General features: G+C 62.1%; 13 protein-coding genes. 8 read left to right on the top strand and 5 right to left on the bottom strand.

Annotated elements, in window-relative coordinates; translation table 11 throughout:
- The 8 genes from J3364_RS18635 to fhuF all read left to right on the top strand — a co-directional run.
- The coding region (locus J3364_RS18635; protein WP_349559685.1) for a condensation domain-containing protein at window positions 1–2,627 on the top strand (2,627 nt) is incomplete at its 5' end.
- A 249-nt stretch (window positions 2,628–2,876) separates the two neighbouring features.
- Window positions 2,877–5,066 carry a TonB-dependent siderophore receptor gene (locus J3364_RS18630; RefSeq protein WP_349559684.1) on the top strand — a complete coding sequence of 730 codons (2,190 nt, stop codon included), beginning with the start codon at window positions 2,877–2,879 and terminating at the stop codon, window positions 5,064–5,066.
- A gap of 142 nt (window positions 5,067–5,208) precedes the next feature.
- A complete protein-coding gene (locus tag J3364_RS18625; protein ID WP_349559683.1) occupies window positions 5,209–7,236 on the top strand; it encodes an iron ABC transporter permease in 2,028 nt (675 codons plus the stop codon).
- Between the two features lie 12 nt (window positions 7,237–7,248).
- The gene (locus J3364_RS18620) at window positions 7,249–8,184 is read left to right on the top strand and encodes an iron-siderophore ABC transporter substrate-binding protein (RefSeq protein ID WP_349559682.1); all 936 of its coding nucleotides are present in this window, start codon (window positions 7,249–7,251) and stop codon (window positions 8,182–8,184) included.
- 85 nt (window positions 8,185–8,269) lie between these two features.
- Window positions 8,270–8,476: an MbtH family protein gene (locus J3364_RS18615; RefSeq protein ID WP_349559681.1), complete on the top strand. Its 207-nt coding sequence runs from the start codon at window positions 8,270–8,272 to the stop codon at window positions 8,474–8,476.
- A 5-nt stretch (window positions 8,477–8,481) separates the two neighbouring features.
- A complete protein-coding gene (locus J3364_RS18610; protein WP_349559680.1) occupies window positions 8,482–9,501 on the top strand; it encodes a TauD/TfdA family dioxygenase in 1,020 nt (339 codons plus the stop codon).
- Window positions 9,494–10,507, top strand: a complete 1,014-nt coding sequence (locus J3364_RS18605) for a GNAT family N-acetyltransferase (protein ID WP_349559679.1) — start codon at window positions 9,494–9,496, stop codon at window positions 10,505–10,507. The genes J3364_RS18610 and J3364_RS18605 overlap by 8 nt, the downstream gene beginning before the upstream one ends.
- Before the next feature lie 3 nt (window positions 10,508–10,510).
- On the top strand, window positions 10,511–11,266 hold the full coding sequence (fhuF, locus tag J3364_RS18600) for a siderophore-iron reductase FhuF (protein ID WP_349559678.1): 756 nt from the start codon (window positions 10,511–10,513) through the stop codon (window positions 11,264–11,266).
- Here the strand turns inward: fhuF and J3364_RS18595 are convergent.
- From J3364_RS18595 to J3364_RS18575, 5 genes are all read right to left on the bottom strand, one after another.
- Entirely contained in the window at window positions 11,263–12,030 is a 768-nt protein-coding gene (locus J3364_RS18595; RefSeq protein WP_349559677.1) for an ATP-binding cassette domain-containing protein, read from the bottom strand. The genes fhuF and J3364_RS18595 overlap by 4 nt on opposite strands.
- A 95-nt stretch (window positions 12,031–12,125) precedes the next feature.
- A complete protein-coding gene (locus J3364_RS18590) occupies window positions 12,126–12,845 on the bottom strand; it encodes a 4'-phosphopantetheinyl transferase family protein (protein ID WP_349559676.1) in 720 nt (239 codons plus the stop codon).
- 21 nt (window positions 12,846–12,866) lie between these two features.
- Window positions 12,867–13,958 carry a redox-regulated ATPase YchF gene (gene ychF, locus J3364_RS18585; RefSeq protein WP_123635755.1) on the bottom strand — a complete coding sequence of 364 codons (1,092 nt, stop codon included), beginning with the start codon at window positions 13,956–13,958 and terminating at the stop codon, window positions 12,867–12,869.
- Window positions 13,959–14,075: 117 nt separating this feature from the next.
- Complete coding sequence (gene pth, locus J3364_RS18580; RefSeq protein ID WP_349559675.1) at window positions 14,076–14,666, bottom strand: aminoacyl-tRNA hydrolase; 591 nt, start codon at window positions 14,664–14,666, stop codon at window positions 14,076–14,078.
- A 21-nt stretch (window positions 14,667–14,687) separates the two neighbouring features.
- Window positions 14,688–15,335, bottom strand: coding sequence for a 50S ribosomal protein L25/general stress protein Ctc (locus J3364_RS18575; protein WP_203142478.1), 648 nt, complete (start codon window positions 15,333–15,335; stop codon window positions 14,688–14,690).
- Between the last annotated feature and the right edge of the window lie 110 nt (window positions 15,336–15,445).

Below are 15,445 nucleotides of genomic sequence, written 5' to 3'. Positions count from 1 at the left end.
ACCGGGACGGCCAGTTGGAATACCTGGGCCGGATGGATCAGCAGGTGAAACTGCGGGGCTTCCGGATCGAGATCGGGGAAGTGGAAGCGGCCCTGAAAGCCTGCGACGGGGTGAAGGACACCCTGGCCGTCGTCAAAGACACGACCGCCGGACAGCGGCTGGTGGGTTACGTCTCCGGCGAGGCCCTGGACGAGCGCAGCATCAAGGCCACGCTCCGGGAGCAATTGCCGGAGTACATGGTGCCGTCGCACATCGTGACGCTGGAGTGTCTGCCACAGTTGCCCAATGGCAAGCTGGATCGTAATGCGCTACCGGAACCCACGACGCCTGTCGAACAACAGGAAGCGCCGCAAGGGGAGCGGGAAACGCTGCTGGCGGAACTCTGGCAGACCGTGCTTGGGATGGAGGGTGTCAGCCGGGGCGACAGCTTCTTCGAACTGGGCGGCGATTCCATCCAGTCGCTGGGGCTCATTACCCGACTGCGCCAAGCCGGTTGGCACCTGACACCCAAGGCCGTCTTCCTCAAGCCGAAGCTGGCAGACATGGCGGCGGCGCTGGAAGCCGCTGTGGACGAGGCGTTGGCGCCGGAGAGGGTGGACGGCGAGCTGCCGTTAACGCCGATCCAGCATCATTTCTTCGAACAGCCCCTGTGCGACGCGGCTCACTGGAACCAGTCGCTGCTGCTGAAAGTCACTCGCCCCCTGGATGCAGGCTACCTGCAGCAGGCGGTGCAGGTTCTGGTGGATCACCACGACAGTTTGCGCCTGGGCTTCCGCCGGGAGGCCGGGCGCTGGCAGGCATTCTATCGGCCATCCGAGCAGGCAGGACGCCTGCTGCGCGTGTTGGAACTGCCGGATGCCGAGGCGGTCGGCGCCGCCTGTGACGCCGTCCAGCGGAGTTTCGATCTGGAACAGGGACCTCTGGCAGGACTCTTGTTGGCCAGCCTGCCGGATGGCGAGCAGCGCCTGTTGCTGAGCGTGCATCATCTGGTGGTGGATGGGGTGTCCTGGCGAATCCTGCTGGAAGACCTGACACGTGTCTACCAGCAGATCGAGGCCGGCCAGCCTGCGGATCTCGGACCGCGCAGTGCCAGTTACCAGCATTGGGCCGGCCATCTGGCAGACAACGTAGCCTCAGGCACCTGGTTGTCGGAGGTCGATTACTGGACCGGTTTGGGTGAAGACGACGTCTGGCCGGTGGATAACCCGGACGGGCGGCGCGCCCAGACCGATGCCGGTCATGTGGAATGGCGGCTGCCAGCGGAGCAGACCCGGCGCCTGCTGCGGGAAACCCTGGCTGCCCGGGAAGCGGGCATGGACGACCTGCTGCTGGCTGCGCTGGCAGAGGGGCTGCGTGCCTGGGGCAATCTGGACAACCCGCTGGTGGCGGTGGAAGGCCACGGCCGGGAACCCCTGGACGAGCGCCTCGATCTCAGTCGTACCCTTGGCTGGTTTACCAGTCTGTATCCGCTGCGCCTGCGGACCACCGGTGAGCCCGAGCTTACCCTGGCACGTGTCCGTGAGGCCCGTGCGGCCATTCCCGGCAAGGGGCTGGGCTTTGGTGCCCTGCGTTACCTGGCGGAGCCGGAAATCCGCTCCCGCCTGGCTCGGGTACCGGAACCCCGGCTGGCGTTCAACTATCTGGGGCAGGTGGACGGCCACCTCACGGACGACCGCTTCCAGCCTGCCGATGAATCGCCCGGTGACCTGGTTCATCCCTGGTCGCCTCTCGGCCGTGAGCTGGAGATCAACGGCCAGATCCATCGGGGGCAGTTAGTATTGAATGCCCGGTACAGCTGCCAGCGTTATCGGCCCCGGACGGTGGAACGGCTGATGGCCGCCATTGGCCGGGCCCTGGAAGCGCTGATCCAGGCCTCTCCAGCAACGGCCGTCGAGACGGCGGGCGACGCGATTGATGGGGCGTCGCTCGACCCCAGGGTCCGCTTGGGGGGAACAGGGGACAACGCGGAAACGCTCTTCTGCCCACACCCGGTGAGCGGCACGGTCGTGGGGTACTACCCGCTCGCGCGACGACTGTCGGATGACTGGACGGTCTGGGGTCTGCAGAACCGGCAGATTCTGGATGCCCGCTGGCGCGATAGGTCCCTGGCGGCCATGGCGAGGGATTATGTACGTGTCCTGCTGGAACAGCAGCCGACCGGGCCGTATCACCTGCTTGGCTGGTCCATGGGTGGCGCGCTGGCATTGGAAATGGCCAGCCTGCTGGAACGCCTTGGCAAGCGTGTCGCCTTCGTTGGTTTGATCGACGGCTATGTGCCTGGTGCGGGTGAGGCGAGAGCGATGGACGACAATGCGTCGGCGCCCGAGGGTGTCAGCGATGACCAATGGCAGCAACTGTTGGCGGTGGAGCGCCACATGCGCACGCTGGCGCGGACCCATGACACGGTCAGGCCGGTCAGGGCGCCGGTCCATGCCTGGTGGGCGTCGCAGTCGCCGGAAAATAACGCCAATGCCGAGAGCCTTCTGGAACATTCGCTTGGGCAGCCACTGGCATCCTCGGTCTGGTTGGAAACGGACCATCTGGGGATTGTCCGTGAGCCGGTCTTTATCGGGCAGTTGGCGCAGCAGTTGTCGCATGGGGTGACAGCAACGCGGTCTCCGGCCTGATGTTGGGGGCCGGATAGCCGCATCCGGCCGATCGGGCCATCCAGAGCAACGGTCTTTCCTTTTTATTGAATAAGAATATTTATCATTTACATTATTGTTAATTTTAATTAAGGTGTGTTCGCTTTTGGGAGGGAGCGTTTGCACGCGCTTTACGTCAACAGGGCGTCTGATCCGAACCATTGGGTATCGGACCGGGCTGGGTGAGTTAACCGGCTTCCAGGCGCCACAGGACCAACACGGAAATCATTTATGGATAAGATGCACAAGCGCCAGACGGCGTTCCGCGTGAGTCTGCTGGCAGCCATGGTGGCGGCTGCTCCGGTGACTGGCTGGGCCCAGGATAAGGAGGATGCGCAGGAGCTGGATGAGATTACGGTGACCGGTCAGCAGGAAGGTCCCCAGGGCCCGGATGTGGGTTACAAGGCGGAGCGCAGCCTGACCGCGACCAAGACGGATACGCCGCTTTCCGAAACGCCTCGGTCAGTATCGGTTGTGACCCGTAAGCAGATTGACGACCAGGGCGCGCAGACCCTGAGCGATATCCTTGAATACGTCCCGGGGATTTCTTCACCGAACTATCCGGCTGGCGACGCCTTGGCAGGCGATATTTTCTACATCCGCGGCATGAACCAGCGTGACTATGGCTACGGCACCTATCGCGACGGTCTGCGCACGCAGCCCAACGCCTACGCCACATCGGCCGAACCCTACGGGCTGGAGCGGGTGGAAGTCTTCAAGGGGCCGACATCGATCCTTTATGGCGAGAACGTGCCGGGCGGGCTGGTGAATCTGGTCAGCAAGCGCCCCACTGAGACCCGCCAGGGTGAAGTGAACCTGAGTTACGGGACCCATGACCGCAAACAGGTATCGACGGATGTTTCCGGTGCATTGACCGACGATGGCAGTGTTCGGGGGCGTCTGGTGTTTCTCGCCCGCAATGCCGATACACAGACCGATAGCGTGCCGGACGACCGCATCTATTTCGCGCCGTCCCTGTCCATTGACCTGAGTGACCAGGATACCCTGACGCTGCTGACCCAGTACCAGAAGGACAAGACTGAAATCCAGTTGGGTCTGCCGGCCGCCGGAACCTTGTTGGATCATCCAGGCGGAGAGCTGGATACCGATGCCAATATCGGGCATCCGGACTGGGACTCGTTCGACCGGGAGTTCTGGATGTTGGGCTACGAGTTCGAGCACCGCTTCAACAACGATTGGACATTCCGTCAGAACGCGCGTTATACCCGATCGCTGGTGGATCGTCAGGAGACCTGGTGGTCGTTTATCGACAGCGGTTACGGCCCCTATGTGGGCACTTACGGGCGTGATCGGGGCAATGAATCTCGCGTCTATTCCATTGACAACCAGCTCGTTGGACATGTAACCACAGGGGCATTCGATCATACCGTGTTGGTCGGGGCGAGCTATGACCGGGTGTCGTTTGAGCAGACCCAATACGTTGGCGACACCGCTAACGGTGAGTTCCAACTCATCGACATCTTCGATCCCCAGTACGCCAGTGAGCCGATGACGTCGCTGCTGGCAACCGATGATGAGCTCAAACAGGATCTTGCCGGCGGCTATGCGCAACTGCAGACCAAAGTGGGCGGTCTGATCGCCCTGGTGGGCGGTCGCTATGACTGGGCGGAAAGCAAGTATGACGACCGTTCAACCGCCAACAATGACTCCACGCGGACGGATAACGAGTTCACCTGGCAAACCGGCGTGATGTATCAGTTTGCCAATGGCCTCTCCCCCTACGCCTCCTACGCGACGACCTTTGTGCCGGTCCAGCAGCTAGCCGATACGGTGAATGGCGATACCTTCAAGCCGATTACCGGTGATCAGGTGGAAGTGGGCGTGAAGTATGAGCCTGTCGGCTGGAACACGACCATGACCGTTGCGGCCTACAAGCTGACCAAGGAAGACGATGTCACCTACGACAGTTCGCTTTCGAACTACCGCCAGGTTGGCGAGACCGAATCAAAAGGTGTTGAAGTCGAAATCAAGAGCGACATCACCGACAACCTGAATGTCACGGCGGCATACAGCTACACCGATGCCAAGATTACCGACGATGCCGGCTCACGTTATGAGGATAAGCAGGTCACCGGGGTGCCGCGGCACCAGGCGTCCGTCTGGACCCAGTATGCGTTCCGTGAAGGCGTGTTGGCCGGACTGGATGCGGGTCTGGGCGTACGGTATCTGGGCAGCTCCTACGCCTACCCGCCGGATACCCTGGACTACGGTACGCTGAAGACCGATGACGAAACCCTGGTCGATGCGGCCCTGGGCTATGCCTTCACCGAGAACTGGCATGCCAGGGTCAACGTCAAGAACCTGTTCGACCGTGAGTATGTCGCTCAGTGTAACAACGCCGGTCGTTGTTACTGGGGTTCCGAGCGTACCGTGCTGGGCACCGTATCCTATAACTGGTAATGCCTGATTGCTCCCGGGTTTCCCCGGGGGCTGCGCAATCCCGTTGCGTCTGGGGGCGGTTCGCCGCCTCCTTTTTATTTAGGAACTCTGCGGCCGGTATCGGTTGTGGGGTTTTGTCGTTTCAGGAAACAAGGAAGCATCCGTGGACCGGACCCTGACGGTGGACTCTTCCACCGAATCCCACTCCCGGTCGTCCGTTTTCCGGGCGGCTCTCGTTGGACTCCTGCTATTGCTGGCGCTGGTGCTTTGGCAGACGGCCCTGCGGTTCCCGGGGCTGAACCTGTCGGCGATGATCGATGCCTGGCAAGGCCAGCCTTCGCTCGACGGCCTGCTTTTTCGCGAGTCCCAACTGCCGCGCGTCGTTGCCGGGGTTGTCGTAGGCGCCAGCCTGGGGCTGGCCGGTGCCCTGATGCAGTTGATTACCCGTAATCCGCTGGTGTCACCCGACTTGCTGGGCATCACCGCAGGCGCGCAGCTGGGGGTTATCCTTGGCTTGCTGTTGCCGGCCAGCCTGGGGCTGCCGGTGATCTTTATCGGTGGCTTACTGGCGGCCGGCCTCACCTTTGCCCTGGCGGGTGGCAGTCGCACGACGCCGTTGCGACTCGTGCTGGCGGGGATGGCCATGGGGCAGGCCTTCTATGCGCTGATCACGTTGTTCCTGACGCTCAATGCCCAGGCCGCCATGGTGGTGTCGCTGTGGGATACTGGTTCACTGAGCCAACTGGGTTGGGGCGGTCTGACACCGGCACTGTGGCTGGTTCCTCCCCTGCTGCTGGTGGTGGTGTTGATGCGTCGGCCCATCAATATGGCGGTGCTGGGCGACGCCCAGATGCGCATGTTGGGGCTGTCACCGCGTTGGTTGAAAGCCATCGTGATCCTGGTGGGAACGATCCTGACCGCTTTGGCGATTCACCTGGCGGGCCCTCTGGGCTTCATTGGCCTGGTCGCGCCCAACCTGGTCCGCTATGGCCTGGGTATCCGCTGGCCATCACGGCTGTTGCCGCTGGCAGCCCTGTGGGGAGCGGTACTTACGCTGGGAGCCGATGCCTTGGTGACGGGCCTCAAGGGTTGGATCGATCTGCCGCTGGGAACGTTATCCGCCATCATCGGGTCCCTGGCGGTGCTGCTGTTGCTGCGGGTGACCGTCCGGGGCGGGCCGGCGGGGAATGCCGAAGCGTTCTCCGGCGAGTCCGGCGGCGTCCGCTGGCCAGTGGGGCCGGCCAGCCTTGTTCTGGTGTTGGGGCTTTTGGCCGCCCTGGCGTTCGGCACCCTGGACGGCGCGACAGCCATCGGGTTCGGTGACCTGCTGGCCCGGGAGAACTGGGCCTGGGCGCTGGTCGACCTGCGTTTACCGCGATTGCTTGTCGACGCCTGCGGCGGTGCCCTGTTCGCCATGAGTGGACTGATCCTGCAATCGGTGACCCGCAATCCACTGGCGAGCCCCAGTGTGCTGGGGGTCAGTCAGATGGCGGCACTGGCCGTGCTGGCGGGCCTGGTGGTCAGTCCGGACCTGATCGTGGCAGCACGCCTGCCATTTGCCTGGACGGGGGCGGCGCTGGCGCTGTTCCTGATTATCGGGTTGAACCTGCGCCACGGACTGGAACCCCTGCGGCTGATCCTGACGGGCTTTGCGCTGACCGGCCTGGCGATGGGCGTCACCAGTCTGTTGATTGCCTACCATAGCCAGAATGTCGCGCTGGCCCTGATCTGGATGACCGGCAGCAGCTACGCCGCCACCTGGACGGATGTTGTGAGTCTGGCGCCCTGGCTGGTGCTCGGACTGGTCCTGGCCTGGCTGAGTCGTCGTTGGATGGATCTGCTGGCCCTCGGCGATGGGGTGGCGGACAGCCTGGGGCTGGCATCCACCCGTAAGCGGCTCTGGCTGCTGGTGTTGGCGAGTCTGATGATCGCTTCCAGTGTCAGCGTGCTGGGTCCTGTTGCCTTCGTTGGGCTGCTGGTTCCCCACGCCGTGAAACTGCTGGGTTTCCATGGTTATCGCGAGCGGCTGATGATCACGCCGCTGCTGGGGGCGGTGCTGCTGGTGCTGGCGGATATCCTGGGGCAACGGCTGATGGCGCCGCTGGATATTCCGCTGGGGATCATGACGGCGGCGATTGGGGCACCGGTCTTCCTGGTGCTGCTCAGTCGAACCTATCTGCGGCGGGGGTAAGGTATGCGTTGCATGGGATTCATTGTGTTGTGCCTGATGCTGTTGAGCGGCACAGCGCTGGCATCCGGCCCGGAGGTCGTGGCCTACCGGTCGGATGCGTTGCCGGATCAGCCGCAAAGGATTGTGACCCTGGACGACCTGTCCACCGAGTTGGCCGTATCGCTGGGCCTCCGGCCGATTGGCGTGGCCAACCTGGCGGGTTATCGGCGCTGGGTGAAACTGGGGAGCGACCAGCTGGACGATGCCGTTGCGCTGGGTTCTTCCCAGCAGCCCAACCTGGAGCAGTTGGTGAGTCTGAAGCCGGACCTGATTCTCGGGGTGGCCAGTTTGCACGGCGCGCTTTTCGAACGGCTTGATGCGCTCGCGCCGACGTTGCTGTGGAATGTATCACTGGCACCGTCCTCACAGGATGCGGTGACGAAGGGCGAATTAATGCTGAACCGGCTGGCGGGGCTGACCGGGCGCCGGGCCCAGGTGACGCAGGTACTGGATCGGCTGCAGGCGGCGTTGGATGAGGCGGAAGGTGTCGCGGAGGCCCGTGGTATCAGCGATGAACCCCTGGCGGTGCTCTATCCGCTGACCCAGCAGGGGCTGTTTATCGTCTCCAATGAGCAAACCCTGGTGGTCAGCCTGGCGAACCGGCTGGGCGGAAGCAACCCGTGGCCGCTGCAAGCCGGGCATAGCCTGCACCGGCGTATTGAGGTGAACGCAGTGGCGCACCAGCCGGACCTGAACCTGTTGTTTATCGGTGGGTTTGGACAATCCCCTTTCTTCGAGTCGGATCTCTGGCAGGCCCTGCCGGTAGCGCAGCATCACCGCTATGGCTTCCTCGATACGCCTTACTGGTCCTATGGCGGGCCCTGGTCGGCGACGGTGATCGTCAGACAGATGGCGGATGCCCTCCGCAGGATGCCCGGCTCTTCAGGCGATCAGGGAGCCTCTGATTAAATTTTCGGAATCGCCAGTCGTCTTTAGGATGCAACACATCAGGGCCATGGGGCCCTGGAACCCGATCGGTCAGACGAGGTGCACGATGAGTTTTGACAGCGACAACACCGTTTTCCAGGTCGTCATCAACGGCGAAGAACAGTATTCAATCTGGCCGGACTACAAGGCGATTCCTGAAGGCTGGCGGGCGGTAGGCTTCAGCGGTGACAAGGCGGCCTGCCTGGCGCACATCGAGTCGGAGTGGACCGATATGCGCCCGAAAAGCCTGCGCGATGCCATGGCCGGAGCGTAAGCGCCATGGATGCCGTTATCGAACAGGCGGAGGCGGCCGGGCTTTCCCTGCGGGAAGGTTTTCCGCTGACCGTACAGTCCACGGATCGGCAGCACAGCCTGGAACAGGTCTTTGGCGCTATCCGTGATCAGGTGGACCGTCGCCTGGAGCGGGATGGCGCCATCCTGTTCAGCGGGTTTGCCGATCCTGGCGTCGATGGCTTCCAGGCGTTTGCCGCGGCTTTTGGCCATCCACTGCTGAGCTACGAGTTTGGCTCCACCCCGCGCAGCCAGGTGACGGGTGGCGGTGTCTATACCTCCACGGAATATCCGGCCTATCGCTCGATCCCGCTGCACAATGAACAGGCCTATACCACCGAGTGGCCGATGCGGATCTGGTTCTATTGCGCGCAGGCGGCCGAGGAGGGAGGCGAGACGCCCATTGCCGACAGCCGCCGCATCTATCGCCGGGTTGATCCGGCGCTGCGCCGGCGGTTCGAGGAAAAAGGCCTGCGCTATGTGCGTAACTATGGCAACGGCCTGGATGTGGACTGGCAGCAGGTCTTCAATACCGATGATCCGGCGGCGGTCGAAGCCTACTGTCGCCAGCACCGGATCGACTGTCTCTGGAAAGACGACGGCACTCTGCGGACATCCCAGCGTTGCCAGGCGGTTGCCTGCCATCCGCGTACCGGGGATCGGGTCTGGTTCAATCAGGCGCACCTGTTTCATGTGTCGGCACTGGATCCGGAAATGCAGGAGGTGTTGTTTGAGACGGTCGGTGAAGCGGACCTGCCACGCAATGTCTACTATGGCGATGGAGCGCCGTTGGAAGGCTCGGCGCTCGATGAGATCCGCGGAGTCCTGGATGAGAGCCGCATCGTCTTTCCGTGGCAGACCGGTGATGTGCTGATGCTGGATAACATGCTGACAGCCCATTCCCGGCAGCCTTTCAAGGGCCCCAGGAAGGTTGTGGTGGCCATGGCGGAGGGGGTTTCCCTGGAATCCATTGCTCAAACGACACCGCAGGAGGTTTCCCATGACTGAGGTTATCGAACGCGCCGAGCTCCCGTTACCGGATGGCCGTGTTCTGCAGGCCAGCGAGGACGGACGTCATGGCACGCTGGCACTCGACGGCGAGCCGCTGATCCAGTTCCGGTTGGCGCCGGATGAGCAACGACTGGGTGTCTGCGTGGTTGAATGCAGCGAACGGGACCCGGACCAGGCGATCTGGCTGGCCGGGTACTGGCTTTTTGTGACGCGCCCGAAGAGCTTGATGCTGCAGTGGAGCGGCCTTCCCCTGACTCCTGCCATGCAACAGGCGGGTCTGGTCATGCGCTCGGCGGACGGAGGTTGGCAGACCTTACGCACGGCCTTCTGGCAATTGGCCTCCCCCTGGCTCAGGACCGGGTCCCCGACCGACTATCCCCAGGCGATGCAGATGGTCTCGGGCGTACGCTTCCCCCGCCGTCCGCCCAAACCGGTGGGCGAGGTCTACCGGCGCTTCGATGCCCGGCTGGGCAGCTGGATTTCGCTGCGTACGCTGGACATCGAACAGGATCTTGAGCGTTTCAATCGTTGGCAGAATACGCCGCGCGTCGAGAAATTCTGGGAAGAGGGCGGTACTCTCGAAACGCATCGGGCGCACCTGCAGGCCGTGGCGGACGATCCCCATTGTCTGCAGTTGATCGGTTGTTTTGACGACGAACCCTTTGCATTCTTTGATACCTACTGGGCGCGGGAAGACCGGATCGGGCCCTACTATGAGGCGGATCATTACGATCGCGGGATTCACATGCTGGTCGGGGAGGAGCGCCATCGCGGGCCGCACAAGGTGGCCAGTTGGTTGCCGGCGCTGTCCCACTACCTGTTCCTCGATGAGCCGCGCACACGGATGATCGTCTCGGAACCGCGCTCTGACAATGATCGGATGATCCACCACTTGCAACGTATCGGCTTCCACCGGCAGAAGGATTTTGATTTCCCACACAAGCGGGCTGCGCTGATGGCACTGAGTCGGGAGTGTTTCTTCGATCGCTGTGAGTTGTGTTGACGCATGGCTATTTCCGCCCTGGCGCCTTTGTTTGTAGGTGACTTTTCTCACTACCGAGAGGTGCTGGTGCTGACAGACGATCCGCGTCCTGCGATTGCCGCCCGTTCACTGTTAACTCCGGATGGCCTGGAACAGGTGCTGGCGCGCTATGCCCCGAACCGACCGGAGGCCGACCGGCGGGCTCTGACATCGCAATGGTCGCGTGCCTATTTTTTGCGACTGATTGTACCGACGGTTGCTGCCAGCCTGATCCTGAACCGTGAGCTGCCGGTGGAACTGGCGAGGTTGTCGGTGGTGCTGGATGATGAGGGAGAGCCGGCAGCGTTCAAGGTGCCTCATGAGGGTTCTCTGTGGTCGAGGCCTCCAGTCGACCCGTTCGAGCGTTTCGATACGCTTCTGGCGGGCAATTTTGCGCCATTGATCGATGCCATGAGCTGCCATGTCCGGGTGTCGCGGAAGGTGCTCTGGAGCAATGCGGCCAACTACTTCGAGTGGTTGATCTCTGCCATGGCCCGCTTCCGGGTGCCCGAGCCGATGCTTCGGGACGGGAGGGACCTGATCGACTCCCCGCATCGACCGGATGGTTCACGCAATCCGATGTTTCAGCCGGTCCGCTATGTCGAGCGCGAAACGGGGCCGTCGCCGCTACGCCAGCGTCGTCAATGCTGCATCCGGTATCTGCTGCCGGAACTGGATTTGTGTGAGAACTGTCCACATATCGACAATCCGCCCAAGGGCGTTAAAGTCGCAGGACACTAGACCACGGCAATCCGGTCGCCTTCCGTGTGGGGGTGGGCCATCACCGACATGGGAATACCGTAGATCGCTTGCAGGGTCTCGCTGCTCATCAGGTCGTTCGGCGTGCCTTGAACCAGCAGTTTCCCGCTGTGCAGGGCGATCAGGTGGTCGCAGTAGCGGGCCGCCATATTGATATCGTGCAAGACCACCACCACGCCGATATCCAACTGATCGCAGAGCGAGCGGACCAGCGACAGCACTTCGACCTGATGGGCGATGTCCAGTGCCGATGTGGGCTCGTCCAGCAGCAGGTAGCTGGGATTCTGGGCCAGCAACATGGCGAGCCAGACCCGCTGCCGTTCGCCGCCGGACAGCGCGTCCACAGCGCGATCAGCAAAGCCTCCGATACCGGTCATGGCCATGGCCTTGTCCACCTGTTCCTGGTCTTCCTTTGAAAACCGGCCCAGAGCCCCATGCCAGGGATAGCGTCCGAAGCGAACCAGGTCCGCGGCCGTCAACCCTTCGGCCGGGGGCAGCTGTTGCGGGAGGTAGGCGATCTGTCGGGCCAGTGCCCGATCACGCCAGTTGGCGAGCGGGGTTTCTTCCAGTGTGATCTGCCCGTCGCTGGGAATCAGCTGGCGGGCCAGCAACTTGATCAGCGTGGACTTGCCGGAGCCGTTGTGCCCGATAAGGCCAACCATACGACCATGATCGATCTTGAGGTCGAGCGGGTGGAGAAGGGTCTTGCCTGGAATTCGGTAGGTCACGGCATCCAGTATGAACATCGGGCTCTCGCAAGGTACTGCAGTGAAGGAAGCCTGATGGTATGTTAAATGCTAATTGTTATCAATAACGGTAGGCCTGCTTTGCTGGCCGGGCATCATTGCGTTGCCACCGGGATCAGGCCAAGGATGCGTTCGTTGACCTGTGCCACAAAGGCGTCCAGCTCCCGACCGGCCTGCCAGTCCGGAGACAGTTCGGTCAGCAGGCGCAGCCGGGCGGCGCCATCGTCGGCGATCGCCAGAACTTCCGCGTGCTCGAAATAGAAACGCTTCAGGGTGAGCGGGTAAAGCGCCTTGAACAGGCATTCCTTGAGAGAAAAGATGCGGGTCAGGCAGGCTCCGGGAGCTTCGGACAAGGCATCCGCAAATCGGATGCTCTCGTCTGGCGTCAGGATCTGGTGGGCCAGCTTGTGGGCCCGGGTATCCGGCATCACGATTTCGGCATCCAGACCCAGTCCAGCATAGTCCCGATTGTGTCCGACAACGGCGGCGGCCCAGCCCCGGGTATGCGTGATGGAACCCACCATACTCTCGGGCCAGCGAGGTGCACGATCTTCGCCGGTGCCGGGATAAGCGTCCAGATTGGCGATTCTTTGCAGCGCTTCACGTGCGCAGAGGCGACCGGCCAGGTATTCAGCCTGACGTTTGGAAACGGCTCGTTGGACCGTCGCTGGGGGTAAAATCTCGCAGTCGCGGAAATCGCCGGGGCGGAGCTGGTCGGGATCGAAATCGAGGGAGATCAGCTGCAAGCCGGGCAACGGCTGGCGCCAGGGCCAGCCGTCATCCAGATTGCTGCAGCAGAGGGGCAGGGAGGTCATGGCCGACGTCCCCGCGCAGGCTTATACGTTAAAGCGGAAGTGAATGACATCACCGTCCTGGACGATGTAGTCCTTGCCTTCCAGGCGCCATTTGCCGGCTTCCTTGGCGCCCTGTTCGCCGTTGTTCTCGACGAAGTCGTCATAGCTCACCACTTCGGCGCGGATAAAGCCTTTCTCGAAGTCGGTGTGGATCACGCCGGCCGCCTGCGGGGCCGATGCGCCGATGCGGACGGTCCAGGCGCGGACTTCCTTCACGCCAGCGGTAAAGTAGGTCTGCAGGCCGAGCAGCTTGTAGCCGGCACGGATAACGCGGTCGAGGCCCGGCTCTTCCATGCCCATCTCTTCCAGGAAGATGGATTTCTCGTCGTCTTCCAGTTCGGCGATTTCCGCTTCCAGTTTGTTGCAGATAGGCACGACCACGGCGTTTTCTTCAGCGGCAATGGCGCGCACCTTGTCCAGGTGCGGGTTGTTCTCGAAGCCGTCTTCGTTGACGTTGGCGATGTACATGGTCGGCTTGACCGTGAGCAGGCACAGCTCACGGATCAGGGCCATCCTGTCCTCATCCAGTTCCATGCTGCGCACCGGTTTGCCTTCGTTCAGCACCGGCAGCAGGGTCTGGAAGACCTCCAGCTGGGCCTTGGCGGTCTTGTCGCCGCTCTTGGCAACGCGCTCGACCCGTTTGATGCCTTTCTCGACGGTTTCCAGGTCGGCCAGGGCCAGTTCGGTGTTGATCACTTCGATGTCGGCCGCCGGGTCGACCTTGTTGGACACGTGAATCACGTTGTCGTCCTCGAAGCAGCGGACGACCTGGGCGATGGCGTCGGTCTGACGGATGTTCGCCAGGAACTGGTTACCCAGGCCTTCGCCCTTGGACGCCCCGGCCACCAGGCCGGCAATGTCAACGAACTCCATCGTGGTCGGGATGACCTTCTGCGGCTTGACGATTTCCGCGAGCTTGTTGAGGCGCGGGTCGGGCATGCCAACGACGCCGGCGTTCGGCTCAATGGTGCAGAAGGGGAAGTTTTCCGCCCCGATACCCGCTTTGGTCAGCGCGTTGAACAGGGTGGATTTGCCGACGTTGGGAAGGCCGACGATGCCGCAGTTAAAACCCATGAAAAGCCTCTGCTGGATGCGAAAATTTGATGCTGGATTATACCGATGTGGCCCGACCGGTGCGAATATGGAAAGGCCGAAGACGGATTGGACCGGTCTGGTGATGCCGGAAGAAGGTCAGGCGCCGGGGCGAACGCTGTGCAGGGCGTTCATGGCCTTGGCCAGGTCGCCGTTGAGAACGTCTGGCAGCACGCGCATGATGTCGTCGCTGATGTTGTCCAGGTGAGTGGTGTCGGCTTTGGTCAGGCGGCTGAGCACGTAGCCGGTGACTTTGCGACTGTCGCCGGGATGGCCGATGCCAAGGCGCAAGCGCTGGAATTCCTTGGTGCCCAGATGGGCGATGATGTCCCGCAGACCGTTATGACCGCCGTGGCCGCCGCCTTTCTTGAAGCGGGCCGTGCCGGGTGGCAGGTCGAGTTCGTCGTGGGCGACGAGGATCTCTTCGGGCTGGATCTTGAAGAAGTCCGCAAGGGCTTTGACGGACAGGCCGCTGCGATTCATAAACGTGGTGGGGTTCAGCAGGTGCAGGTCGTGACCCTGCCACTGAATGCGGGCGTAGAGACCGTGGTATTTCTTTTCGGGACGAAGACTCTGGCCCGCGGCGCGGGCCAGAGCTTCCACGAAGAGGGCGCCGGCGTTATGACGGGTGTTCTCGTAATCCGCTCCGGGATTACCGAGACCCACCACCATGCGTACTGCCTGTGCCATGCGACTGCGCCCCTGGAGCGATTACTCCTTGTCTTCGCCTTCTTCACCTTCTGCTTCGGCATCTTCGGCTTCGTCAGCCTTGGTGCCCTTCGGCAGGTGAACGGAGACAACCGCCTGGTCGTAGTCTTCGCCTTGCAGCAGAGCCGCAACCTTGACGCCTTTCGGCAGTTTCAGGTCGCTCAGGTGCAGGGTCTGGTCCATTTCGATGTCCATCATGTCGACTTCGATGAACTCAGGCAGATCCTGCGGCAGACAGATGACTTCCACTTCGTTCAGCTGGTGGTTGACCGCGCCGCCCTGAAGCTTGATGGCCGGTGCATTTTCCTCGTTGAGGAAGTGCAGCGGTACGTTGACGTGGATCTCGTGGTCCTTGTCGACGCGCAGGAAGTCAGCGTGGAACAGTGTCGGCTTGTACGGGTGACGCTGCAGGTCTTTCAGGATCACGCTTTCTTTCTTGCCCGCAACATCCAGAGTCAGGATGTGAGAGAAGAAAGCTTCGTTTTCCAGGGCCTTTTTCAGGTCGTTGTGCCACATGGAGATGGCTTGCGCATCTTTACCGCCGCCGTAGATGACAGCAGGGATTTTACGCTCTTCGCGACGCAGGCGGCGGCTCGCACCTTTCCCCTGGTCGTCACGAAGGAATGCTTCGAGAACAAATTCTTGGGCCATGATCATTACCTCAATAAACACCCGTGCAGACTCGCGACCAAGTGATTGCAGGGTGGTTCCAATATCCCGGAAGTCAGCCGTAACCATTTTCCGGGGCTCAAACAAACAAG

Source organism: Marinobacter sp. NFXS9 (assembly GCF_040148665.1).
GTDB lineage: Bacteria > Pseudomonadota > Gammaproteobacteria > Pseudomonadales > Oleiphilaceae > Marinobacter_A > Marinobacter_A mangrovi.
The sequence above is the reverse complement of the archived record's forward strand: the minus strand, read 5'-3'. Positions and strand labels throughout refer to the sequence as shown.

Excerpts from the sequence above, each read along its gene's own strand:
- J3364_RS18595 (WP_349559677.1), bottom strand. The coding sequence starts at position 12,030 with ATGTTCATACTGGATGCCGTGACCTACCGAATTCCAGGCAAGACCCTT.
- J3364_RS18575 (WP_203142478.1), bottom strand. The coding sequence starts at position 15,335 with ATGGCCCAAGAATTTGTTCTCGAAGCATTCCTTCGTGACGACCAGGGG.
- J3364_RS18620 (WP_349559682.1), top strand. The coding sequence starts at position 7,249 with ATGGGATTCATTGTGTTGTGCCTGATGCTGTTGAGCGGCACAGCGCTG.
- J3364_RS18590 (WP_349559676.1), bottom strand. The coding sequence starts at position 12,845 with ATGACCTCCCTGCCCCTCTGCTGCAGCAATCTGGATGACGGCTGGCCC.
- J3364_RS18630 (WP_349559684.1), top strand. The coding sequence starts at position 2,877 with ATGGATAAGATGCACAAGCGCCAGACGGCGTTCCGCGTGAGTCTGCTG.
- pth (WP_349559675.1), bottom strand. The coding sequence starts at position 14,666 with ATGGCACAGGCAGTACGCATGGTGGTGGGTCTCGGTAATCCCGGAGCG.
- fhuF (WP_349559678.1), top strand. The coding sequence starts at position 10,511 with ATGGCTATTTCCGCCCTGGCGCCTTTGTTTGTAGGTGACTTTTCTCAC.
- J3364_RS18610 (WP_349559680.1), top strand. The coding sequence starts at position 8,482 with ATGGATGCCGTTATCGAACAGGCGGAGGCGGCCGGGCTTTCCCTGCGG.
- ychF (WP_123635755.1), bottom strand. The coding sequence starts at position 13,958 with ATGGGTTTTAACTGCGGCATCGTCGGCCTTCCCAACGTCGGCAAATCC.
- J3364_RS18605 (WP_349559679.1), top strand. The coding sequence starts at position 9,494 with ATGACTGAGGTTATCGAACGCGCCGAGCTCCCGTTACCGGATGGCCGT.
- J3364_RS18615 (WP_349559681.1), top strand. The coding sequence starts at position 8,270 with ATGAGTTTTGACAGCGACAACACCGTTTTCCAGGTCGTCATCAACGGC.